The sequence below is a fragment of the Candidatus Doolittlea endobia genome (assembly GCF_900039485.1).
Taxonomy (GTDB): Bacteria; Pseudomonadota; Gammaproteobacteria; order Enterobacterales; family Enterobacteriaceae; genus Doolittlea; species Doolittlea endobia.
In genome coordinates, this window is the sequence record NZ_LN999833.1 from 227075 (window position 1) to 249573 (window position 22499).

The 22499-nt window shown below is 44.6% G+C and carries 12 protein-coding genes and 1 pseudogene; 8 read left to right on the forward strand and 5 right to left on the reverse strand.

Features of this window, described 5'->3' with window-relative positions:
• Positions 1 to 451: 451 nt before the first annotated feature.
• Positions 452 to 2446, reverse strand: a complete 1995-nt coding sequence (tkt, locus tag A4A68_RS00840) for a transketolase (protein WP_067565488.1) — start codon at positions 2444 to 2446, stop codon at positions 452 to 454.
• A gap of 1407 nt (positions 2447 to 3853) precedes the next feature.
• Between tkt and A4A68_RS00845 the strand changes: the two genes are divergently transcribed.
• The gene (locus A4A68_RS00845) at positions 3854 to 4297 is read left to right on the forward strand and encodes a flavodoxin (RefSeq protein ID WP_067565491.1); all 444 of its coding nucleotides are present in this window, start codon (positions 3854 to 3856) and stop codon (positions 4295 to 4297) included.
• Positions 4298 to 4761: 464 nt separating this feature from the next.
• Here the strand turns inward: A4A68_RS00845 and murJ are convergent, their stop codons facing one another.
• Complete coding sequence (gene murJ / locus A4A68_RS00850) at positions 4762 to 6294, reverse strand: murein biosynthesis integral membrane protein MurJ (RefSeq protein ID WP_067565493.1); 1533 nt, start codon at positions 6292 to 6294, stop codon at positions 4762 to 4764.
• Positions 6295 to 6708: 414 nt separating this feature from the next.
• Here murJ and A4A68_RS03845 point away from each other — a divergent pair, with 414 nt between their 5' ends.
• Positions 6709 to 6810 (forward strand): hypothetical protein, encoded by a 102-nt coding sequence (locus A4A68_RS03845; RefSeq protein WP_158648169.1) that lies wholly within the window; start codon positions 6709 to 6711, stop codon positions 6808 to 6810.
• A 160-nt stretch (positions 6811 to 6970) separates the two neighbouring features.
• On the opposite strand, the gene A4A68_RS00855 is transcribed toward A4A68_RS03845, so the two are convergent.
• A complete protein-coding gene (locus A4A68_RS00855; RefSeq protein ID WP_067565496.1) occupies positions 6971 to 7309 on the reverse strand; it encodes a DUF413 domain-containing protein in 339 nt (112 codons plus the stop codon).
• A 113-nt stretch (positions 7310 to 7422) separates the two neighbouring features.
• Here A4A68_RS00855 and hdfR point away from each other — a divergent pair, with 113 nt between their 5' ends.
• Positions 7423 to 8244, forward strand: a complete 822-nt coding sequence (gene hdfR / locus A4A68_RS00860) for an HTH-type transcriptional regulator HdfR (RefSeq protein WP_067565499.1) — start codon at positions 7423 to 7425, stop codon at positions 8242 to 8244.
• Positions 8245 to 12116: 3872 nt separating this feature from the next.
• On the opposite strand, the pseudogene A4A68_RS03655 reads toward hdfR, so the two are convergent.
• Together A4A68_RS03655 and rne are read right to left on the reverse strand one after the other, a co-directional pair.
• Positions 12117 to 13171 (reverse strand): annotated as a pseudogene (locus tag A4A68_RS03655) (dihydroorotase).
• Between the two features lie 176 nt (positions 13172 to 13347).
• Positions 13348 to 16566 carry a ribonuclease E gene (rne, locus tag A4A68_RS00875; protein ID WP_067565508.1) on the reverse strand — a complete coding sequence of 1073 codons (3219 nt, stop codon included), beginning with the start codon at positions 16564 to 16566 and terminating at the stop codon, positions 13348 to 13350.
• 439 nt (positions 16567 to 17005) lie between these two features.
• Between rne and rluC the strand changes: the two genes are divergently transcribed.
• The 5 genes from rluC (at position 17006) to fabG (ending at position 22436) form a co-directional block, all read left to right on the forward strand.
• The gene (gene rluC, locus A4A68_RS00880; protein ID WP_067565511.1) at positions 17006 to 17974 is read left to right on the forward strand and encodes a 23S rRNA pseudouridine(955/2504/2580) synthase RluC; all 969 of its coding nucleotides are present in this window, start codon (positions 17006 to 17008) and stop codon (positions 17972 to 17974) included.
• A 677-nt stretch (positions 17975 to 18651) separates the two neighbouring features.
• A complete protein-coding gene (gene rpmF, locus A4A68_RS00890) occupies positions 18652 to 18843 on the forward strand; it encodes a 50S ribosomal protein L32 (protein WP_067565516.1) in 192 nt (63 codons plus the stop codon).
• Between the two features lie 935 nt (positions 18844 to 19778).
• Positions 19779 to 20732 (forward strand): beta-ketoacyl-ACP synthase III, encoded by a 954-nt coding sequence (locus A4A68_RS00895; protein WP_067565518.1) that lies wholly within the window; start codon positions 19779 to 19781, stop codon positions 20730 to 20732.
• 16 nt (positions 20733 to 20748) lie between these two features.
• Positions 20749 to 21696, forward strand: a complete 948-nt coding sequence (gene fabD, locus A4A68_RS00900) for an ACP S-malonyltransferase (protein ID WP_067565520.1) — start codon at positions 20749 to 20751, stop codon at positions 21694 to 21696.
• 5 nt (positions 21697 to 21701) lie between these two features.
• Complete coding sequence (fabG, locus tag A4A68_RS00905; protein WP_067566519.1) at positions 21702 to 22436, forward strand: 3-oxoacyl-ACP reductase FabG; 735 nt, start codon at positions 21702 to 21704, stop codon at positions 22434 to 22436.
• Positions 22437 to 22499 lie beyond the last annotated feature (63 nt).

The following is a 22499-nucleotide window of genomic DNA, read 5'->3' on the forward strand; positions in this document are numbered from 1 at the left end:
ATGATGACGTTTCATTCAGGAGGCAGTATGGAAAAATCAACGCTGTTGTTATTAGTATTCTGGTTACAATATTTGCTGTGATTGAGTAAAACAATGCGCACAATTTGATGCGCGTCTAGAGTGGCGTTATGGCGCAAAAAACAAAAATGCGCACAACGACAAGTTGTTTCAGAACATCGGACAAGCAGCTATCGAAGAACGTTCACGTAATGAGATTGGCATAAGCCAGGTGGAAGCTCTTTTGTTATCTGGTATTAGAAGAGGCGAAGCGACAAGCCGGTAGCGCAGCAACACCAAATAACTACAGTCGGCCGGTATCATTAGTCGCATATAAACCATCCCTCTAAAATAATATCTCACCATTATCTAACACGTTATTGACACGCTACTGTACTTGCGCCCCTGAAGCTATATAGTTCAGAAAATCGTCGACTTAAGGAGAGACGCAGCCTTATTTTAACAATAAACGCGCTTTTTTTAGTACATTCTCTTTAGTAAAGCCTAAGAGTTGAAATAATTCTTCTGCGGGTGCCGATTTACCAAAGGTAGTCATACCGATGATCTGTCCATCAAGGCCAACGTATTTATACCAGTAATCAGCTATGCCCGCTTCGATAGCAACTCGAGCCGTCACCGCTTTCGGCAGCACTGATTCGCGGTAAGTATCGTCCTGCGCATCAAAAACGTCGACAGAGGGTAGGGATACGACACGTACTTTATGGCCTTCAGCCTGCAAGTCCTCATAAGCGGCTATCGCCAACTCCACTTCCGAACCGGTTGCTATGAAAATCAGTTCTGGCTGACCTGCACAATCTTTCAACACATATCCGCCACGGGCGATGTCTTTTATCTGCTTCGCCGTGCGATCTAGTTGCACTAAATTTTGACGCGATAAAATAAGCGCAGTAGGACCATCATAGCGCTCGATGGCTGCTTTCCAGGCAACCGCTGTTTCTACCTGATCGCAGGGACGCCAATTGCTCATATTTGGTGTCATACGCAGGCTGGCCAACTGCTCGACCGGCTGATGAGTTGGGCCGTCTTCACCCAGACCAATAGAATCGTGGGTATACAGCATAATATGGCGCGCTTTCATAAGCGCCGCCATACGCACCGCGTTACGCGCATATTCGACAAACACCAGAAAGGTCGCGGTATAGGGGACAAAACCACCGTGATGGGCAATGCCGTTACCGATAGCCGTCATGCCAAATTCGCGTACGCCGTAATGGATATAATTACCGGCTGGATCGTCAGTAACGGACGTTGATTTCGACCAGATTGTCAAATTACTAGGCGTTAGGTCCGCCGAGCCTCCTAAGAACTCCGGCATCATAGGACCAAAAGCGTCCAACACGTTCTGCGAGGCTTTACGACTGGCAATCTCCTCCGGCTTGGCCTGGAACAATTCAATAATTTTCTGGCTTTCCACTTGCCAATTCATCGGTAGCTCACCGTTCATACGGCGCTTGAACTCGCACGCTAGTTCTGGGAACGCTTGTTTATAGGCGGTGAATTTATCATCCCAGGCCGATTCTTTCTGATTCCCTGCCTCTTTTGCATCCCAATCTTGGTAAACTTCTGTTGGGATAACGAAAGGTGGTTCGTTCCAGCCAAGAATTTTTCGTGTAGCGGAAATTTCATCATTACCTAAAGGCGCGCCGTGAGCGGCTTGGGTGCCGGCTTTGGTCGGCGCACCGAACGCGATAACAGTTTTACAGATCAGAAGAGACGGTTTATCGATTACGGCGCGAGCTTTGTCGATAGCAGATTTAACAGAATCGCTATCGTGGCCTTCTACGCCACGTACAACGTGCCAACCATAGGCTTCAAAACGGGAAGCGGTATCATCGGTGAACCAACCCTCAACGTTGCCATCAATGGAGATGCCGTTATCGTCGTAAAACGCCACCAGTTTGCCTAACTTCATCGTGCCGGCTAGCGAGCAAACTTCGTGGGAAATACCTTCCATCATGCATCCGTCGCCGAGGAACACATAGGTATAGTGATTAACAATTTCATAGCTAGGACGGTTAAACTGCGCCGCTAACGTACGCTCGCCAATCGCTAGACCAACAGCGTTGGCTATTCCTTGGCCAAGCGGTCCAGTAGTGGTTTCCACACCTTCAGTGTGACCGAATTCCGGATGTCCAGGGGTTTTAGAATGCAGTTGCCGGAAGTTTTTCAATTCTTCTATCGGTAAATCATAACCAGTGAGATGCAACAAGCTGTAGAGTAGCATTGAGCCATGGCCGTTCGACAGAATAAATCGATCACGATCGACCCATTTTGGATTGGACGGATTATGATTCATGTAATCTCGCCACAGAACTTCAGCGATATCTGCCATGCCCATTGGCGCACCTGGATGTCCGGAATTGGCTTTTTGCACGGCATCCATGCTTAACACGCGTATAGCGTTGGCAAGTGATTTTCTTGATCTCATTTAATTCTCCAAAGATTACAGTATCCCACAAAAAATCTTCCAGACTTTGTTAGTCAGCCGAGCGAATTGGTGTGGTCAATTAGGTCACGGTCATCGCATCCTAGTTATTATTTTCTAGTATACTTAGTATAAAGTAACTAGTTTGCAGGCTTTGTCATACACATGCCGCGATTGAAGGAGAGGCGCTCTCCATTGGTAGAGGCGTTCCTTTTAAAGAATCACACAAAAGTAACGATTGTGTTGCATAAGATATAATAAAAATACTTTGTCTTCTTATGCGCCATTATGGCGTACTTGTAAATAGCTACACTTGGTGCAGGAATTTGCCACGCGCTTCGTTGCAATTAATCATCACTCAGAGCTTATAACAGAGGATAAACCATATCACTCGGTGTGGTACAACGCTTACGATATCAGTAGACTGCATCTTTGTGGAAATTATAAACAATGTATGACCGTCGCTAAACCACTATTGGTTTTAGCCCTGACTGTATGTTATCTATCTTTTTTTCAGCAGACGGCATTTGATGTCAACGTTATTAGAAGTAGTCCAGCTTGATTTGTGTTATCTAATGGTATAATTGCCATCGATATAGCAATGAATATTTATGGAGACTATCGATTTACTTTTAAAAAAGAACAACCAATGCCAGTCTTTGACTCGTGATGGCGAGTCTTAGGCTTTATTCTGAAGTTATTAAGGCACTTATGCGCGTCACAAGGGTATTTATTTCTGGCTGTTTAATGATTATGCTTACATAAGAAAGCAAGTTTTTACTCATGTTTTTGTAGCGAGACATGTATAGATGCTACAGTACTCTTTTGATCAAAAGGGAATCTTTGTCAAGCAATCAATCATATAATAAGTACGACACATCGAATAGAACAACATCACCTGAATTTACGTCACTATAGAAAACGTTTATTTATACAACCAAAGCTTGATATCGATCCATTACAAGATCATAAAGATTAAATATGATCATAAATTATTATCATAAAGTATGAGTTGCACCGGCACAAACTATTATCAGGTGCTAACGCACTCAGAAAGGCCAGTCGTCGCTATCCGATATTTAATTTAATCACTATAGCCTTCTGCCCTTCTTTCATCAGAAGATCTATTCGCAAGTAATAAGGTCATCCTATTGGTGATATCCCGCCACAAACATGGTTTCGCCTCCGTTTTTAGGGACAACAAGCTGTCTTGCACACTTGTCGAGCACGATTGCCTACGTATCACTTATTATTGGATGTCTGCTAGGGAGAATAGCTGACAAACTATTGATGAGATGCGCCCGTCTAACTCAACCTTTCCATGTATGTAAAAAGGTTGAGCTTACTTAGTTTTCTGGTCAGGATAAGACTTTTGATTATATGATGTAGGTTAGGGGAGTCATAAGTGGTATGGCGCAGATAAGTATTTTTGTTGGTACAGTATACGGTAACGCATTACAGATCGCTGAAGCAGTAAAATCAGTTTTGACAGAGCAGGGCCATCAGGTAATATTATTTCAAGATGGTGATTTTCAGTGGAAGGCGCATGCCGAACGAGTAATCCTTATTATTACTTCCACTACCGGAAAAGGGAGATTACCGGATAATATCGTACCATTATTCCAGAAGATGAAGGATAAGCTGTTGTATCAACCAGCGCTGCACTATGGTATTATCGCGTTGGGCGACAGCAGTTATAATACATTTTGCAACGCAGGGCACGTTTTTGACCTGCTATTACAGGAGCAGGGGGCCACGCGGGTGGGCGCTTTGTTAGAGATCGATGCTATAGAACGTCCTGAGCCCAAAACGTTTGCTTGTCAATGGGCGAGAGAGTGGGGCGCATTGTTATAATGCGTTCTCACATGTATTGTGATAACGACAGTAGGCTGGCGCCTCTCCTTGCATTAGGAGAGGGATATTGAGGAGAAACTTGGCGCCGACAACGTCGGCACTCCTTACAATTCTCTGACGCGTGCTAGTTCAACCGGGTCACTTTTCGATATAGCCAATTTTATTAGGCACCATGTTTTCCAGATAGCGCAAATCATCCAATATCTTATTTCCAAATCTACTTTGATCAATAAATTTAATGCAGCTATAATGTATCTTATAGACGTTGTGATTCAGATTTGCTGATAATAATGTGCATTCATATACTATCCAATAAAAACATATGACTCGTAAAAGCATTGGCTTGTTAAAATTAGGATAGATGCATGATAAGATCATTATATGATATATAACCATATACTATTATCAGTAAATCTGAATCATGCTTGAATCTCATAATCTTGTAATGATAATTTCTAGTACATCTAGACCGAGCGTGCGAAGTGACGTAGTCGGAATCCCATCAGCCACAGTGTAGCGAAATAAACTATCCCTCCCACCGCAACTACACCCATAAGGCGTAGAAGCCGCCAGAACATACTGCCTTGTGCCCAGTCGGGCATTATCATTAAAAGCCCGACAAGCGCTGCCGCCATAACAATAACTGCTAGTAACAACCGACAGCAAAATCCCATCCATCCCGGCTGCGGTTCAAACAGTTTTTGTCGGCGTAATTGCCAATACAAGAGCGCGGCATTAAGACAGGCTGCTAGACCTATGGATAGCGATAAGCCGGCATGTTTTAGCGTACCAACAAAAGCCAAGTTCATTAATTGCGTTATGAGAAGCGTAATCATCGCTATACGTACCGGAGTTTTGATGTCTTGTCTGGAGTAAAACCCTGGCGCAAGTACTTTGACCAAAATCAAACCAACTAAGCCCACTGAATAAGCTATTAAAGCTCGTTGCGTCATCAAAGCGTCAAAGGCAGAGAACTTGCCGTATTGGAATAGCGCGACGGTCAATGGATGCGCTAAAATTCCTAGTGCTACAGCACTAGGAAACGCCAGCATGAAGCATAAGCGTAACCCCCAGTCCAGTAAATGAGAGTGCTCAGCGTAATTCCCGCGTGTAAAGCTACGCGATAATAAAGGCAATAAAATAGTTCCTATCGCCATACCGAGCACACCGGATGGAAACTCCATCAAACGATCGGCATAATACATCCACGACACCGAGCCGGAAGCTAAAAAAGAAGCAAAAATAGTATTGATAATAATGGAGATTTGGCTGACGGATACACCGAGGAGAGCCGGTCCCATTTGCCGCAGTACGCGCCAAACACCGGCGTCATGGCACTGTAGTCTAGGAAAGACCAACATGCCAATTTTCTTCAGGTGAGACAGCTGATATCCCAGTTGCAGGATGCCACCGGTCACTACGGCCCAGGCCAGCGCCATAATAGGTGGATGGAAGAGTGATGCTGCTAACAACGCGAAACCTATCATGCTAACATTGAATAACGTCGGTGCGAATGCCGGTGCAGAGAAGCAGTTCCAAGTATTCAGAACCGCTCCAACTAGAGAAGTGAGAGAAATCAGAAAAATATAGGGAAATGTGACACGTAACAGCGCTGTAGTCAAAACAAATTTCTCTGGCATACCGGTAAATCCCGGTGCAGTAATTGTCACGATCCAGGGTGCAGCCAACATACCTGTTATGGTGATCAGCGCCAGAACCAACATGAGTAAGCCTGCAACATAAGTGACAAACACGCGTGTAACTACATCACCTTTCAGGCTCTTGTATTCCGCTAAAATAGGAACAAACGCTTGTGAAAAAGCTCCTTCGGCGAAGATGCGCCGCAATAGATTGGGAATTTTGAAAGCCACGCAAAAAGCGTCACTTTCCATGCCCGCGCCAAACACTCTCGCAACGATGGTGTCGCGAATAAACCCTAGAACGCGGGAAAAAAGTGCCATGGAACTGACCGCTGCCAGTGTTTTTAATAAATTCATGGTGTTAGTTTCCGTCTGGACGGTGTCGAAGGTTCTGTACTGTCCGGCAAATACTGAACATTATGAGTCTGCTTTGATTTCCCCCTGCCTGATAAACACCACTATCTCGTCTTCACCATTTCTGAGGTGTAAAGTGTCTCTTTCTCCGAGACTGTAATAAGTCAACCGGCGTTGCTATTTCGTTTTTAATACATTAAAAGGAAACTTAAGAACAACTCTCGTGAGTAGCTGTCGTTGCGAGCAATACAGGTATTAATGGTTTTTAAACTAAAACAACAGAAATTATTAAGAGCGTTAAGCAAATTCAACATAGCTTTTGCATGATAGATGCAGAGATTTTGATAGAGTTTTGTTGAACTTAAATAATCATGTAGTCAGCAAACACTTACTCAGCGGATAGAACGGCGGCATCAATTGACTTTATGTGCTCATAGCAAACGTCTTTCTCGTAAAACCATTTACTTTTCAAAATCGAAAGCAATGCATGACGAGATAGGATGTTATCAGCAAATCTAAGTCATGGCTCAGTACTTGTACGATATCCTTATATTAAGTGTATTGTCATATCAATTATAGTCTAGTTTATGTAAGTATGTTCGACTGGTATAGCAGGTGGAATATTTTCAAATATAGCTTACTGATGCAGCGTTAAGATCCTAACGCTGCATAGCGAACATCAATCTTCGGTGTCTGTGTAGTCCTCTACCACATCCATCTGTGGCTTACCGCCGGTAAGGGTATGAAAACGCTTGGGACGGCGAGTATATTCTGTATACTTAAACCAAACTTTCTCATGTTCATTGAGAGGGGCAAGTTTGCCGTGACATACCGCAACAAACTGTCGTTCATCTTCTGTTATAGGCTCCCGTTTCCCACTGTTTAAATCATTATAAGCATTGCCGCAACGCTCTAACAATTGCGCTTCTCGAATGCTGAAGCAGCCATGCCTAGAGAAACCGCGAGGATAGTTTTTATGATCAAAATAACGATTAGTAGTAAAAAAACTGTCTGCCATCTTTTCCGTCTTTACATCAGCCACATTGTTTATGACGCGGAGTATTAGTTAGGCTTGACTTTCTGTAAAACAAAAACATTTAATCATTACGATAATTTTTTTTTGAGAACGTAGTGGATACGGAATTATTAAAAACATTTCTGGAAGTAAGTCGTACTCGACACTTTGGGCGTGCGGCGGAAGGGCTTTATCTGACACAATCGGCGGTAAGTTTTCGTATCCGCCAATTGGAAACGCAGCTCGGTGTTAGTCTCTTCACCCGCCACAGAAATAATATTCGCTTGACTGCGGCGGGAGAACGCTTGTTGCCCTATGCTAAAAATCTGATAGTCACTTGGTTAGTCGCCAAGAAGGAAGTGACGCGCTCATTGCAACATAATCCGCTGTCCATCGGCGCCAGTGCCTCACTGTGGGAAGCGTGGCTGGGGAACTGGCTGAAAAACCTTTACCAACAATGGCCAGATTTACAGTTGGAAGCACGCGTTGCTGTGCGTCAAGGGCTGATAAAAGAGTTGCACGAACGTCAATTAGATTTGCTAATTACTACCGAAGCGCCAAAAATGGAAGAATTAGCTAGTCAGCAGCTAGGCTGTTTCTCATTAACGCTATTTACTGATGTCAACAGCGTGTCGATGAGCGACAGACGTCCCTATATTCAGCTTGAATGGGGCGCCGATTTTCATGTACATGAAAATCGGCTTCAGTTAAACCAGCAGGCGCCGCTCGTTACCACAACTTCAGCGCAATTAACGCGTCAATTATTGCAAGTTACTACCGCCTGTGCCTTTCTGCCTAGTCATTGGGTCCAATCTTTCGAAGATTTGCGAGCTGTCAACGACGCCCTGTCGATAGTCTGTCCACTATATGCGGTGTGGTTACAAAACAGCGATCAGAATCCGCTGATTAGACAGCTCTTAAAAACTACTGTTCTATAAAGGTTCTCGGCGCTTTGCATTGGTTAACGCGATTTCTCTTATTGTCGTGGATTCCGACTTCTACTACGGTATCGTTTGCACGACGCGTTAGTTAGAGAATGTTTACTCATTTCTGTAATCTGATAAAACTGAACAATAGGATTCTGATGACAATCTTAAATGTTTGCTTAGAAACATAACGCCTAATAACGTGTCGAAGCCGCTTGTCAACAATGTACCTCAATGACCACCCGAAATAGCATCTAGTTCCTGGTCGATAATTTCCGCAGTATAGCTTGTTATATATAGAAATACGATATAAATCATCGTTGTATCTAGGCAACCACCAAGCATAATAACCAGCAGAGCCGTACTGCGATGTAAAAGAGAAGGGCCGGCTCGTGTGAAACGGTCAAATTCATGCTGTGCAGGAAAAACATATTATCTGAGTAATAAGAAGTGCTGACAGATGTAACACATTCTGAATAATCCAACTAATCAGTGCGCACCACAATACTCGTTTGAGATTACAGTGCTGCCTATGCGACACATTATAAAACAGATAGAAGTTAGTTAGCTCGGCGCCAAAGCGCTGACTGATACCACTTGTCTTGTTGATCGCGATAAGCTTGGTTTTTCTTCTGCGACACGATATAGGATGAATAGCGTTCTCGTGAACATATACTAGAGCATCTTGTTGGATGCATGATTAGCATGGTGCATTTTTGCTTTGCCGAAGAGCTAATTTTTTAATACTGATAAGGCAGGTTTCATCGTAGAATCGCATCACTCCTGGCTTGTCGCTAATATCGAAGAAGAAAAACCCGACACAATGGAGTTACCTGAGGTATATGTGATCTGGCACGGAGTGAATTAACCGGTATGATAATGACATTGAAAGACCTGCTTCTAGCTTAACAATGATATACAAGGGAAACAAAAAAGGACTATTCAATCCGCTAGATACCTGGTTTGACTGCTAATATATAGCGATGCTAGTGCTCGATGGACTCTAATTGAAATCACTGTACTATCAAGAAGTGACACAACAGGGTTATGCTGACTACCGGACAAGCGGATAATTTAGTGTAAAATGGTCATTGTCTCGAAGAGCACCATATTGTTGGCAAAGCAGCGGTAAAAGCTATTTATCAAGGCGTTCCATTAGAATACTATCGATAACGCGATTACAAGATTTTAGCTTCGACAATGAGTTTATCCGGTCCTTGCGTTAGCTGCTGTTGTACCTGCACAACATAAAGCGAAAAGTGGTGTACCGATGGAGCAGATTATGGGGATTAGCGCGGTTCTCCAGCCTAGCCGAATTCTGTCTCTAGAAGGCTACTTTTGTAAGTGCTATCAATCAGCTAAACATAGCTATAACTTTTTATACAAGGGACAAACTCGTTAATTTTTCACTAAAAGACTAGATAGTTGTATTTCCAGCCAATAATCTAAATCTCTCATTAGCGCAGTTACGTGATTAAAAACGTGCCGATGAGAGCAGAAACGTAGTGCTAACGCTAAACAGAAAACGGGACTGACTTTATCGCGCATAATAAATCCGCGCTTCTACCGTCAAGCGACAATAAAAAATACTGCTTGAAGCCGTTGTAAACAAGTGCGCCTAATTCAGACAACTTTTTCTACGGTTTTTCAAAATAGGCACGCAGACACTGCAAATAGTACACTCGAAATCTTCGATATTAGTATCCGACAGCACATAGCCGAAGTTCACGTGCAGATCTGCTACCTTGCAGTAATCGCGGTCGAAAACACAATAAAGTTTTTAGTCAGATAGCGCTTATTTTCTTCATTAAGCGCTTCCGCAGCCGATACCAATACTTGGATTTGAAACTAACAAAAATATTTTATGAGTGCATATCGGTGTAAAAACCATCACGAAAAACCTAAGTCAAAAAACCTATACCTGCGCTTCCTAGTAGCTTCCATATTGGTTTCCTGCTTCTCCAGCGTGACTACATCATTGATAGGTATGCCATAGATGCGCTTTAATGATCATCAAAGTTTCGCTGCAGTAGCAATTTGGGCAAACCTCTGTTACTATAACATCAAACTATCAGAAAAATTACGTCGCAACTGCGTGATATTTTGTCGCTTCATGCAATAAATTTAACTCATTAAGCAATCTTTTTATATTTTAGTGCGATTTCGACAGACTACAGACGTCGACTATCCGGGAAAAATGCGGTATACAACTAGTCAACTTTTACATTAAACGTATATCAGCTTTAATTATCAGATAAACATCCTAGCGGATCGCTTTGATCATTACCTCTTGGCTATTTTTTAGCCGAACAGTATGCACTTGCACAATCGAGGCGAAAACTAGCGGTTTCTGTTAGAAATTGTCGAATTAGGTTGCTTGCGGGTACGGCTCCCTATAGAACGCTCGATATGCGAGCCCTGCACCCGTCTTGCAGCATTACTAGCTCATCAGCGATGAGCGCCGAGAAAAGATCAAGGCGAGTAAAAAGCATCTGCCTGAACTTGACCCATATCAGCCCTATCTTCTGCAAGACTAAAGATTCTCCTAGCAAGCGGCGTGGCTGTGCGACAGCCATAACAGCAAATTACATCCTATCTGTAGCGGAAGAGTCAACCGCGTTTTCGGGATACACTAATCCGGCTTGTAGATAAGCATGATACGAATAATCAAATAAAAGTGGCGAATATCATCTGCTGGCCTCCATCAAGCAGGTTACTATAACTTCGCCTGGACCGGATGACCTTATCTATTGACCGATAACCATACCTGCTCTAGCGCTGAGGGCGCTAGACGCCATTCATCGGTTATTTTCTACGTCACCTCTACGTCACCTGCCTTTGGCTAGTGCTCAACAACCACAATGTGTTGGTTAGCAAACACACTAGACCAGTTAACTAACACTTTCAGAAGTGCTGTCCCAATCTAAGAAGCCGACAGTTCAGCCACATCACATTTAGAATATCCGCTAGCACAGCGACACTTAGGACGCTTTACTTCATTATCTACGCCAACTTTTGACATTTTTATATCGCCTGTAATATATAGCAAGATGGGTGCATATCGTGCAATCCACCGCATTATCCTAGACGTTGAGTACATATACATGATGCTGGCTGAATACTAAAATGGTCGACGTTTCCTATTCGGCTAATTCAAATTGTAAAATTTTGCCTTTCAAGCGTAACAGAGCAGATATGCATGATTTTAATAAAGCAGGCGTTCAAGCACAACTTCTAGAATCATTGCTTTAAATGTGTCCTGTTCTAGGTGGTTGTAGATGAACTTCGCCAGACAGCGATAGCTTTAGCAGTAGCATCTAGGGTTACCATGTCAGCGATGCGCGAAAGATCGCCGGTGATGCCTGTCGCGTAAATAGCATTTCTTCAATGACGCATGTCATTAATCTCTATCATAACACGTCGCTTTCCTGCAGCGGGTATTTCTTGCTGCCGAAAAGACCGATCACCGAATCTGCGCTTCGCCGGATAAGACTACTATGTTCTTCAGGTAATTTGTGCAGTATTTTAAATCTTAAGAGCATGGGTCTGAGTTGTAACTGCTTATTATCCTTTGTAATACTCATGTTGTAATAATCACGAAGCATCGAGAACTCAACGCTACACCAGCAAGCTGTATTTAAACATTTCAGCTTCATTTTCGCTGTTAGAACATTGAATCTGTAGAGATACAGAGAACTATCTTCAATATAGCAACGAATGCTTTTACTGTACTTTAATGACTTGCCCAATTTGAAAAACAAAAGATTTTACGAGCAAGATTCTGATGTGGAAACATAAATTGAAGTTACGATATAATATTTACTAAATATATTTTTACTACACGACTAAATCATAGTTCATTCCAATTCGCACTATCGTGTACTTCAAGCCAAACAAGAATGACGGTTTATTAGCACAAGCAGGCGACACGCGAGATGGGTGGATAATCGTTTTCGTTCAATTGAGTGCCTTTTAGCAAGAAACGGGATTAGCGTTTCGTCGTTATCGCCCGTCATAGGAATAGCTGCGGGTTGTTGATGGGATTCACGGCGCAGGATAATAAAATCATCGTTAAGCGACAAGCTGTAAAAGTACGGATCATTTAGCAAACGAAAAACTTCAAAATGTGACGTATATTTTTCAAACATCGTTGCGTATGACGGTAGAACGGCGAAGGCATGAAATACCCCAGCGTAACTGCAGTGCACTTCCTAAGTCCGCGAGTATGAAGGACGGGTTAGCACCGAGGAACAAACGGTCACAACCAATGGGCACCGCCGCACGCAATGCATGCTGATATATTGTGTTTCAAAATAGGAAAGCAATAAAGATGCGGACGTACGCTTCCCACTAGCATATAGTTAGGATTGAACATAAGATGTTACGGAGTAGAAGTAGCGGCTAAAGACTTATCACCGATTAGTACATAATTGGTAGCTTCTGTAGTAGTGATGTACTCAAATACGATTTTCAGCGCCGGAAATTGACTGGCATAGGCGCCATAGCTTTTCAATAAAGTGCGACTCCCGAAAAAATATTAACGTCTATCACTGTGAATCCTCTATGAATAAGAAGCGGCAGACAGATGGTCTGCATGGCATTAATAAAGGATAAACATTGATTATACCATGTTGAATGTTGCTTGTGGCATTGACTGGATACAGTTTATTGGCGGTAACATTTTATGGTGATATATCCATTAATTAGTGTTTGTTTGTCTAACAAATCTGTCAAATAGAAGGTCGTCATACCGGAAGCGAAACTAAAATACGTTCGCGATAGGTTATCACCTGGGAGAGAGCGTCGTATAATGGGCGGTCAAATTTGAAACAATAATCGCTCGGCCAAAATAGCAGTTAGTGTAAAGTAGCACTGTGCGCAACACGTTATTGTTTCGCAAATGAATGTGCCAATCGTCCGGATGACAAATTTTCAGTATTTCAGGTTATGTGATCATAGGGTTGCTCTCCTATTAAACGAAGCATGTCGTTGTGCATTGTTCCATTATAATCAAGTATAAAATAATCGACGTTATTACATTAAGATCTTGGCAAATCACGACCACACTGGAGAAATAAAAGACCCGCTATCTCACGCGGGTCTGAGAGTGGAGACTTATAACGGATCCGGTTTATCCGGACGGGTTTTTAATACAGTTGCCTGATGGTCTGCGGTGTGATTTCCAGCAGTGCCACGATCGTTGAAACAGTAGTCCGACTGTTTCCAGCTGCTAGCCGGTAACAGAGAGGCCTTATAGGCCGGCGCAGGTGCTTTGGTTATCGGTGCGCTGGCGTGATGCTTAAAGCGCGTATTAGGGGTTTTCGGCGTGTGAAGTGAAACGCTTTTGACTGCAGTGCAAAGTGCAGTTTGTCCGATTTGGAGAAATGTAGCATCAGAACATGTAGTGGCTTCCACCGTTTTTTCAAGATGTCGCGCCTCATCTGTTGATGCCGGCGCCAAGCTAGCAAAGCGTTCTTCTTTGTATGAAGCGACAGGCTGAGATAACGCGGCGGAACACACCTGCGCTTCAACTCTCAGATTAACCGGCAAGTGATCCAGTGCATCCCCATTGTTAGGTTGAGAGAGATCTACAGCCATCGGCACCATTACGTTACTATCGAAGGTCAACTCGGATTGCACAGGCCGTCGTTGTGCTACTTGATGATCTTCTGTAGCAATAACCACCTGCGGCACCTCATTGCTGACCGTCGTCGGTCTGCCTGATTTCCTTGCGGAAAATGCCGTCTGTAGTTGCTGTTCATCAATAGCGACTACTTCTGTAATCTGGGGAATACCAGTTGTATCGGCAAACACGTCTTTTTCAATCCGATCGATGGCTGTGACAGGATAACTAATCCACACTTTACCAGAGGCTATTTCCGGCGATACGACCGCGCTAGTAAGCGGTACAGGCGACGAGAGTGGACAACATCTATCGCGGTAACGGCGACGGCGCTGGCTGTTTACACGCAGATATCGTGGGGAACGCCGTGCACGGGTGGGCAAAAACGCCTCACTGTTACGTCCAGAATTAGCATTGCTGGTATTAAGCGATATGCCATTTTTGTCTTGCAGGACGTCGTTACAATCATTATTGTCCTGATTTTCTATCGCTGTATTAAACGCGGCAGTAGCGCTTTCTACGGAGGCAGTCTGTGCGGTGGTAGAAAGGATGGGCCGCTCGTCGCCGTGAATTTTATGATTTAATACGCGACACTGACGGCGTAGCCGAACTTGGATCGTCTTATTGCCTTCGTCATAGGTGTTACTGCCGTTTGAAGCTATCGCGGGAGCAGGTTGCGCTTTGATTTCCTGCTCTTCAGGTCGATCCTGACATGATTCGCGACGTGGGTAGAGTTGCGCTTTTTGTGGCTTTTCTTTGACAAGATCACTTACTATGCCTGTTTCACGTAGAGTCTGTGAATATTTGCGGCGCGGACCGTCACGTCTATCACGGCAGTCACGGCGGCCCCTCTGTCGGAGTTGATTGCAACGATTCTGACTTTCCTGATGATGCGTGGTTCCCGCTTCAACCGGTGTCTCCATAACTACCGCATCGGCAGCTTCAGTTTCCTGTTGTAGCGCAGGCGTGAAGAGAGATTTAAAACCGTCAACTAGACGACCGAACAGGCTACGCGATGTGCTGGCGCTTGCTGTGCTGAAGGTAGGCGCTGTCGGCATACGATTCGCATCAGCCGTAGCGGGTTTTTCGCTAATCAACGGTGAATTATGTATTACAAATGCCGACAACGCCGGCTGTTCAGAATGTTTACGATCAGAGGAAGGCTCCTCTGAGGATTGGGTCATTTCTGCTTCATGCAACTGCGGCAACAAATAACTTAAAGTAAGAACCTCTTCACCTTTTCGAACACGCAGAACTGCATAATGCGGGGTTTGCATTTGATGATTCGGTACAATAATCGCCCGGACGCCGCCTTGACGCTTTTCAATGGCGTTAACAGCTGCGCGTTTTTCGTTCAGCAAATAAGAGGCGATAGGTACTGGCACAATAGCATGCACTTCATGTGTGTTATCTTTTAGCGCTTCTTCTTCAATCAGCCGAAGTATAGAGAGAGAAAGGGATGCATTATCGCGAATGGCGCCGGTACCGCCGCAGCGGGGACAAACGTGATGGGTTGATTCACCCAATGACGGACTCAGTCTCTGACGGGATAGCTCTAGTAAGCCGAAGCGAGAAATGCGCCCAATTTGGATGCGAGCACGGTCTTGACGAACCGATTCTCGCAAGCAATTTTCCACCTCGCGTTGGTGGCGCACTGGCGTCATATCGATAAAATCAATGACAACTAAACCGCCCAAATCTCGCAGACGCAGCTGACGGGCGATTTCATTCGCCGCTTGCAGGTTGGTATTGAAAGCAGTTTCTTCAATATCACCACCGCGGGTTGAGCGCGCGGAGTTGATATCAATGGAAGTCAACGCCTCGGTAGTATCGATGATAATGGAGCCACCGGAAGGCAGGCGCACTTCACGTTGAAAGGCAGATTCAATCTGTGATTCGATCTGGTAATGGCTGAACAAAGGAATTTCTCCTCTGTAAAGCTTAATTTTACTAGTAAAATCAGGGCGACCTAATGAAACAATGTGCTCTTTTGCTAGATCTAGCACTTTAGGATTATCGATCAGAATTTCGCCGATATCCGGCCGCAAATAATCTCGGAAAGCACGGACAATAACATTGCTTTCCTGATGGATCAAGAATGGCGCTGGGCGTTCTTCAGCGGCCTTTTTAATAGCTTGCCAATGTTTGCAACGGAAAGTTAGATCCCATTGAAGCGCCTCAGCCGACTTTCCGACACCGGCGGTGCGAACGATAAGTCCCATGCCATCTGGAAGATTAAGGGAGGACAAGACTTCTTTCAGCTCGATGCGATCATCGCCTTCTATACGGCGTGATATTCCGCCCACTCGCGGATTATTCGGCATTAGCACCAGATAACTACCGGCTAGACTGATAAATGTAGTTAGTGCCGCACCTTTATTCCCTCGTTCTTCTTTATCAACCTGTACGATAACTTCCTGGCTTTCTCGAAGTACGTCCCTGATATTTGGTCTAGCGTAAGTAGAATATTGAGGTGGAAAGTATTCGCTAGAAATTTCTTTAAGAGGAAGGAAACCATGGCGTTCTGCGCCATAATCCACAAACGCTGCTTCCAGGCTGGGTTCAATACGGATGATTTTACCCTTATAAATATTGGCTTTTTTTTGTTCATGGCCAGGGCTTTCGATATCTAGGTCATACAGTCTCTGGCCCTCTACCAGAGCGACACGCAACTCTTCCTGTTGAGTTGCGTTAATTAACATTCTTTTCATTGTAACATACTCATTTTATGCATTAGCATGCAGCGCTGTGGCAAACGTACGGTCAATCATAGACAGACTCATGACTTGGCGCAAAGCCGTTAACCTTACAGTTATCGCTTGCTAAGGGAGGCATGATTGCGATAGTTTGTCCCATGTCTGCAGCTCGCTAACTGCTAGATAGCTATTACGTTTTGCCCACTGCCGCGTTTAGGATCAACCAAATTCGAAATTCCTTAATGACGCGTCTTAGACGCGAAAATATGGAAAGTAAACGTATTATTCCACTGCTGATACGCATATAGCAATATGACTTTAGCCATCGATAAGATGGTTTTTAAAGAACAGCGCAACGAGTTCACCGGACTAAAGACCTTTTACCGATGAAACTATAGTTAAGCACAGAAAAAGAAGTAGCGCTATGCTATCAACATATTTAGGGTTTAGGCTCATGGATAAAAATAATCCAAGCGTACATTTTATCACTGTATCTACAAACGAAACCGATCAGCGGATTGATAATTTTTTACGTACGCACCTTAAAGGGACGCCGAAAAGCATAATTTATCGCATCGTGCGTACAGGTAAAGTACGCGTCAATAAGAAAAGGGTAAAACCGAAATACAAACTGCAAAACGATGATATAGTGCGTATTCCTCCGGTACGATGTTCTAACGAAGAACGCCAGCCTATATCTTCCGGAGGGGCTAAAGTTGCTACCTTAAATAAGGCTGTTCTTTACGAAGACGATTATTTATTGATTCTGAACAAGCCGGCCGGCACAGCAGTACATGGAGGCAGCAGTATCAGCTTCGGTGTTATTGAAGGTTTACGCGCGTTACGCCAAGATGCACGTTTTCTAGAATTAGTTCACCGTTTGGATAAAGACACCTCCGGCGTACTGTTGGTGGCCAAAAAGCAGTCGGCGCTGCGTGCGTTGCATGAGCAATTGCGTGCTAAAGAAATGCAAAAGGATTATCTAGCATTGGTACGCAATCAATGGCAGTCCCATTGTAAAATGGTTACGGCACCGTTGTTAAAAAATATTTTCTCCAGCGGTGAGCGCATTGTACGGGTGAACAGCGATGGCAAACCATCGGAAACCCGTTTTAAGATCGAGGAACGGTTTACTTTAGCCACTTTGGTTCGTGCTTGTCCGATAACCGGGCGCACCCACCAAATCCGTGTTCATGCCCAACATGCCGGTCATCCAATTGCGTTCGACGATCGTTATGGTGATAACGCGTTCGATCAGCAACTAAAAGGCTGTGGTCTAAACCGCCTGTTTCTGCACGCAGCCGAGCTGCGGTTCGACCATCCAAATAGTGGCGAAACGTTACGGATAGAAGCGCCGCTGGATGAGTCGTTGCGCCAGTGCTTGTTGTATTTGCGCGACAATTATAGGTTTGTCGGCAGTTAGCGCTTACCGACGTAACAGATTTATTCCTGACGCTATATGTTACAAACCACCAATAAAGGCGACACGCTTAATGTGCATTGGAGCTCTGCCCTCTATCGTAAAGAAGCGCGTGATCCTCAATCATCATTTAACTGAAAATCAAACGGAGCGCGTAAGAAACAAAGGAACGATTTTATACGTCGTTACATTTAAAACTCTGCGATGCTAAGATAAAGCAAGTGCAAATACCCTCTTGACTCCCGCTCCCGTTATAAAAAAAATCAAATGCCCGTGACCATTGATGCACTATATGCCGCTTTAAAAACCTGTACTATCTTGGTATCCATGCATCTGAGTGAGTAGAATGTGTCGTTGAATTCCTAGTCAGCGTGAAGATGATAGTGCCTTTCGTTGATGAGCAGTTGTGCAGACGTAAGGATAATCTGTGCTAGCAGTATTGCAATCAGTCGTTCGCATATTAGGTATATACGATATGTTTAGTCCAGTCATTAGCGATGAATGGGCTGAAGAATTGTCGGAAACGTATGAAGCAATCTACATCAATATATTATTTCATTGCATATCGCGTCAGTACGTTATCTTGAATACTGTAGGTATTTTCAACGAAATATAGAGGAAAAACCTAACCTATTTGCTATATTAGCCAGTTTAAAACATAAGTAATCGAGGGCAGGCCCATGGCCGTACAAAAAAACAAACCTACCCGCTCAAAACGGGGCATGCGTCGTTCTCACGACGCACTGACTACTGCCATTGTATCAGTAGACAAAATTTCCGGTGAAATCCACCTGCGTCACCACATCACCGCCGGCGGTTTCTACCGCGGTCGTAAAATTATCGCTAAAAGTTTTAGGGCGATAGCTTCTTGAGACGCCTCACATTTGCATTACCTGCTATAGGAAGCGGCTTCAATCCCGCCGTGACGGCGTCTACAGCCTTGCTGATATTGATCTCATATCCGCAATTTGCACTGCCTTTTTTCGACAGTCCCACTGTAATACATCTTTTATTAATAACAACTAATCCGTTCTGCTTAAGTGATGCACGGTTATTCCCAATACATCGATTATTACTAGTGATACTAAAGCATCGAAGGTCGTGCTCAGTTCTGCATCAGTGCCGTCAATACTGGCGTAAGAATCTGGCGCTAAACCCTATGAACGGTATTGAACAGACGGTGCTGATGTGGTTTTACTTCATTATAAGCAGGGCGAAACAGGCTGCTGGTTTTGGGTTCAACGTCGCTTGCGATACTGGAGAAACTTTCCGTGACAGGCGCGGTGATGGCCAAGCAAGGGGTTACCTAATCTGCGTCTGGTATTGTTGAGTATTGGCGAGGAAAGGAGTCTCGATCTATTTCAACATGTGACGACGCTTTTACTGAATATTTCGTCGGTTGGTTATGTCAACTATTCTAAAGCTAACACATTATTAATGGAGAACAGATAGCCTAATCTGTGACAACTTTGTTGATAACGTTACATTAAAAATCATGGAATGAGATAAGAGCTTTCTATCATTGTTAGAATCTTCTTAGAAAGCGGCAGGCAGGGCTATCTGATGCAATGGGTCAAGCGATGGGCAAACAGTCGCTTGATGCGTTAATTCGTGCAGTTGAATCCCAACCTATATGATAGCGCTTGCCTGATAGGTTTGCGCAGACTGTTTTCAACAGTCACATTGAAACCAACTAGTGTGCGTTACCAACGATATTGAACAGGCAATGCAAGCGGTGAAGTGGCGAATCCCGGAGCGGATAGCCGCACGCCTGGATGCGGTACTACTCAAGAGTGATTAAGCGTACATGTTTACAAAGATGCTCGGCACCGGGAGCTATCTTCCGGCAAATATTAGGTCTAACGCCGACCTGGAAAAAATGATGGATACGTCTGATGAGTGGATCGTTACCCGCACCGGTATTCGCGAACGCCGTATCGCTAGAGCCGATGAAACTGTTTCCAGTATGGGGCGCGTTGCTGCTGTACAAGCGCTGACTATGGCCGGCATTGCAGCGGATAAAGTTGGTATGATAATCGTTGCCACCACATCGTCAAGTCATGCTTTTCCAAGTTCAGCTTGCCAGATTCAGCGCGAACTAAGTATTAATGATTGCATCGCTTTCGATTTAGCAGCAGCCTGCGCCGGTTTCGCTTACGCGCTAAGCGTGGCGGACAACTACATTAAGAACGGCGCAGTCAAATATGCGCTGGTGGTCGGCTCTGATGCGTTGAGCCATACCTTAGATCCTAAGGATCGCGGAACGTTGATTTTATTTGGCGATGGCGCGGGTGCACTGGTGATCGGGCCTTCCGCTGAGCCGGGCATCATCTCCACACACCTGCACGCTGATGGCCGCTATGGCGATTTGCTAACGCTGCCGTACCATAATCGTCTCGATCCAGCCGCGTCCGCTTACCTGAGCATGTCAGGCAATGAAGTATTTAAAATAGCGGTGACAGAACTGGCAGATATTGCTGATGAAACGCTCAGCGCCAATGGGCTAGACCACAGTGAACTGGACTGGCTAGTTCCTCATCAGGCTAATCTCCGTATTATAACTGCTACCGCTAAACGCATAGGAATGGGTATGGAGAAAGTGGTCGTGACCCTTGACAGGCACGGTAATACTTCGGCCGCTTCTGTTCCGCTGGCGCTGGACGAAGCAGTGCGCGATGGCCGCATTCAACCGGGACATCTAGTGTTACTTGAAGCATTTGGTGGTGGTTTCACCTGGGGTTCAGCGCTACTACGGTTTTAATCGACAGGAAGAAAAAATGACTATTTTCGCTATGGTATTTCCGGGACAAGGTTCCCAAACGGTAGGCATGTTAACAGAGCTAGCGGTAGATTACGAGGTAATAGAGGCAACATTCTCCGAAGCGTCTTCCGTCTTAGGTTATGATTTATGGAAAGTGGTGCAGCAAGGTCCGACTGAAGTACTAAACCAAACCTGGGTGACACAGCCGGCGTTACTAGCATCATCGATAGCTATTTGGCGGATCTGGCAGCAGAAAGGCGGGCGAGCTCCGGCACTTATGGCTGGCCATAGTCTTGGCGAATATTCCGCATTGGTATGTGCAGGTAGTCTAGATTTTTCTGCGGCAATTGCGCTAGTGGCGCTGCGCGGCAAACTAATGCATGATGCAGTACCATCCGGTACTGGTGCGATGTCTGCTATTATCGGTCTAGATAACGAAGCCATCGTTGCCGCCTGTAAACAAGCGGCCAAAGGACAAGTAGTGTCGCCGGTTAATTTTAATTCACCGGGGCAAGTGGTTATCGCCGGACATAAAGAAGCAGTGGAGCGTGCCGGTCTGGTTTGTAAGGAAATAGGGGCTAAGCGCACTTTGCCACTGCAGATCAGCGTACCATCCCATTGTTTATTGATGAAACCTGCTGCGGAAAAATTGGCGAAAACACTAGAAACGGTAAGATTCTCCGGATTGCAAATTCCGGTGATTAATAATGTAGATGTGCGCGCGGAGCAACAGCCGACGGCCATCCGTCAGGCGCTGGTGCGTCAACTGTACAGCCCGGTGCGCTGGTCTGAAAGTGTAGAATATCTTGCATCCCAGGGCGTAGAGATATTGCTAGAAATCGGTCCAGGTCAAGTACTAACTAACCTAACTAAACGAATAAACGGCAACCTATCTGGAGTGGCGGTAAATGATGTCGCTTCTCTGGCTGTTGCGATCGAAGACTACAATTGGAGTTACAGATGAATTTAATGACTTTAAAAGGTAAAATCGCCCTGGTGACTGGTGCTAGTCGTGGCATCGGCCGTGCAATCTCAGAAACGCTCGCAGATCGAGGGGCAACAGTAATTGGTACTGCAACCAGTAAATTGGGTGCTGCAACCATCAGCGCTTATCTAGGCGACAGCGGCAAAGGCATGAAATTGGATGTTACTAACAACAATTCAATCGATGCTGTGTTAGAAAAAATACACGCAGAATTTGGTGATACAGATATTTTAGTGAATAATGTAGGTATTGCAAGTGATAATTTGTTGATGCGTATGAAAGAAGACGAATGGCAGTCTATTCTTGACACTAATCTGACCTCCGTATTCCGCATGTCAAAAGCGATAATGAGGGGAATGATGAAAAAGCACTACGGCAGAATAATTACCATTGGTTCTATTGTAGGGTCCATGGGTAACGCCGGGCAGACAAATTATGCTGCCGCTAAGGCGGGCTTAGTGGGTTTTAGTAAATCGTTAGCTCGTGAGGTTGCTTCGCGTGGTATTACCGTCAATGTGGTAGCGCCGGGATTTATCGAAACCGATATGACCGAAGCGTTGACAGATGAGCACCGTGCGAGCATTTTGTCTCAGATTCCGGCGAATCGTCTTGGTTGTCCAAAAGACATTGCCAGTGCTGTCGCTTTTTTCGCTTCTGAAGAGACAACATATATTACCGGCGAAACGATACATGTCAATGGTGGCATGTATATGCTATAAAAGTATGAAAATCATTTGCGTTATTTGTGGTAAAAGCCGCAGAATGGCATAAAATCGTGGTGC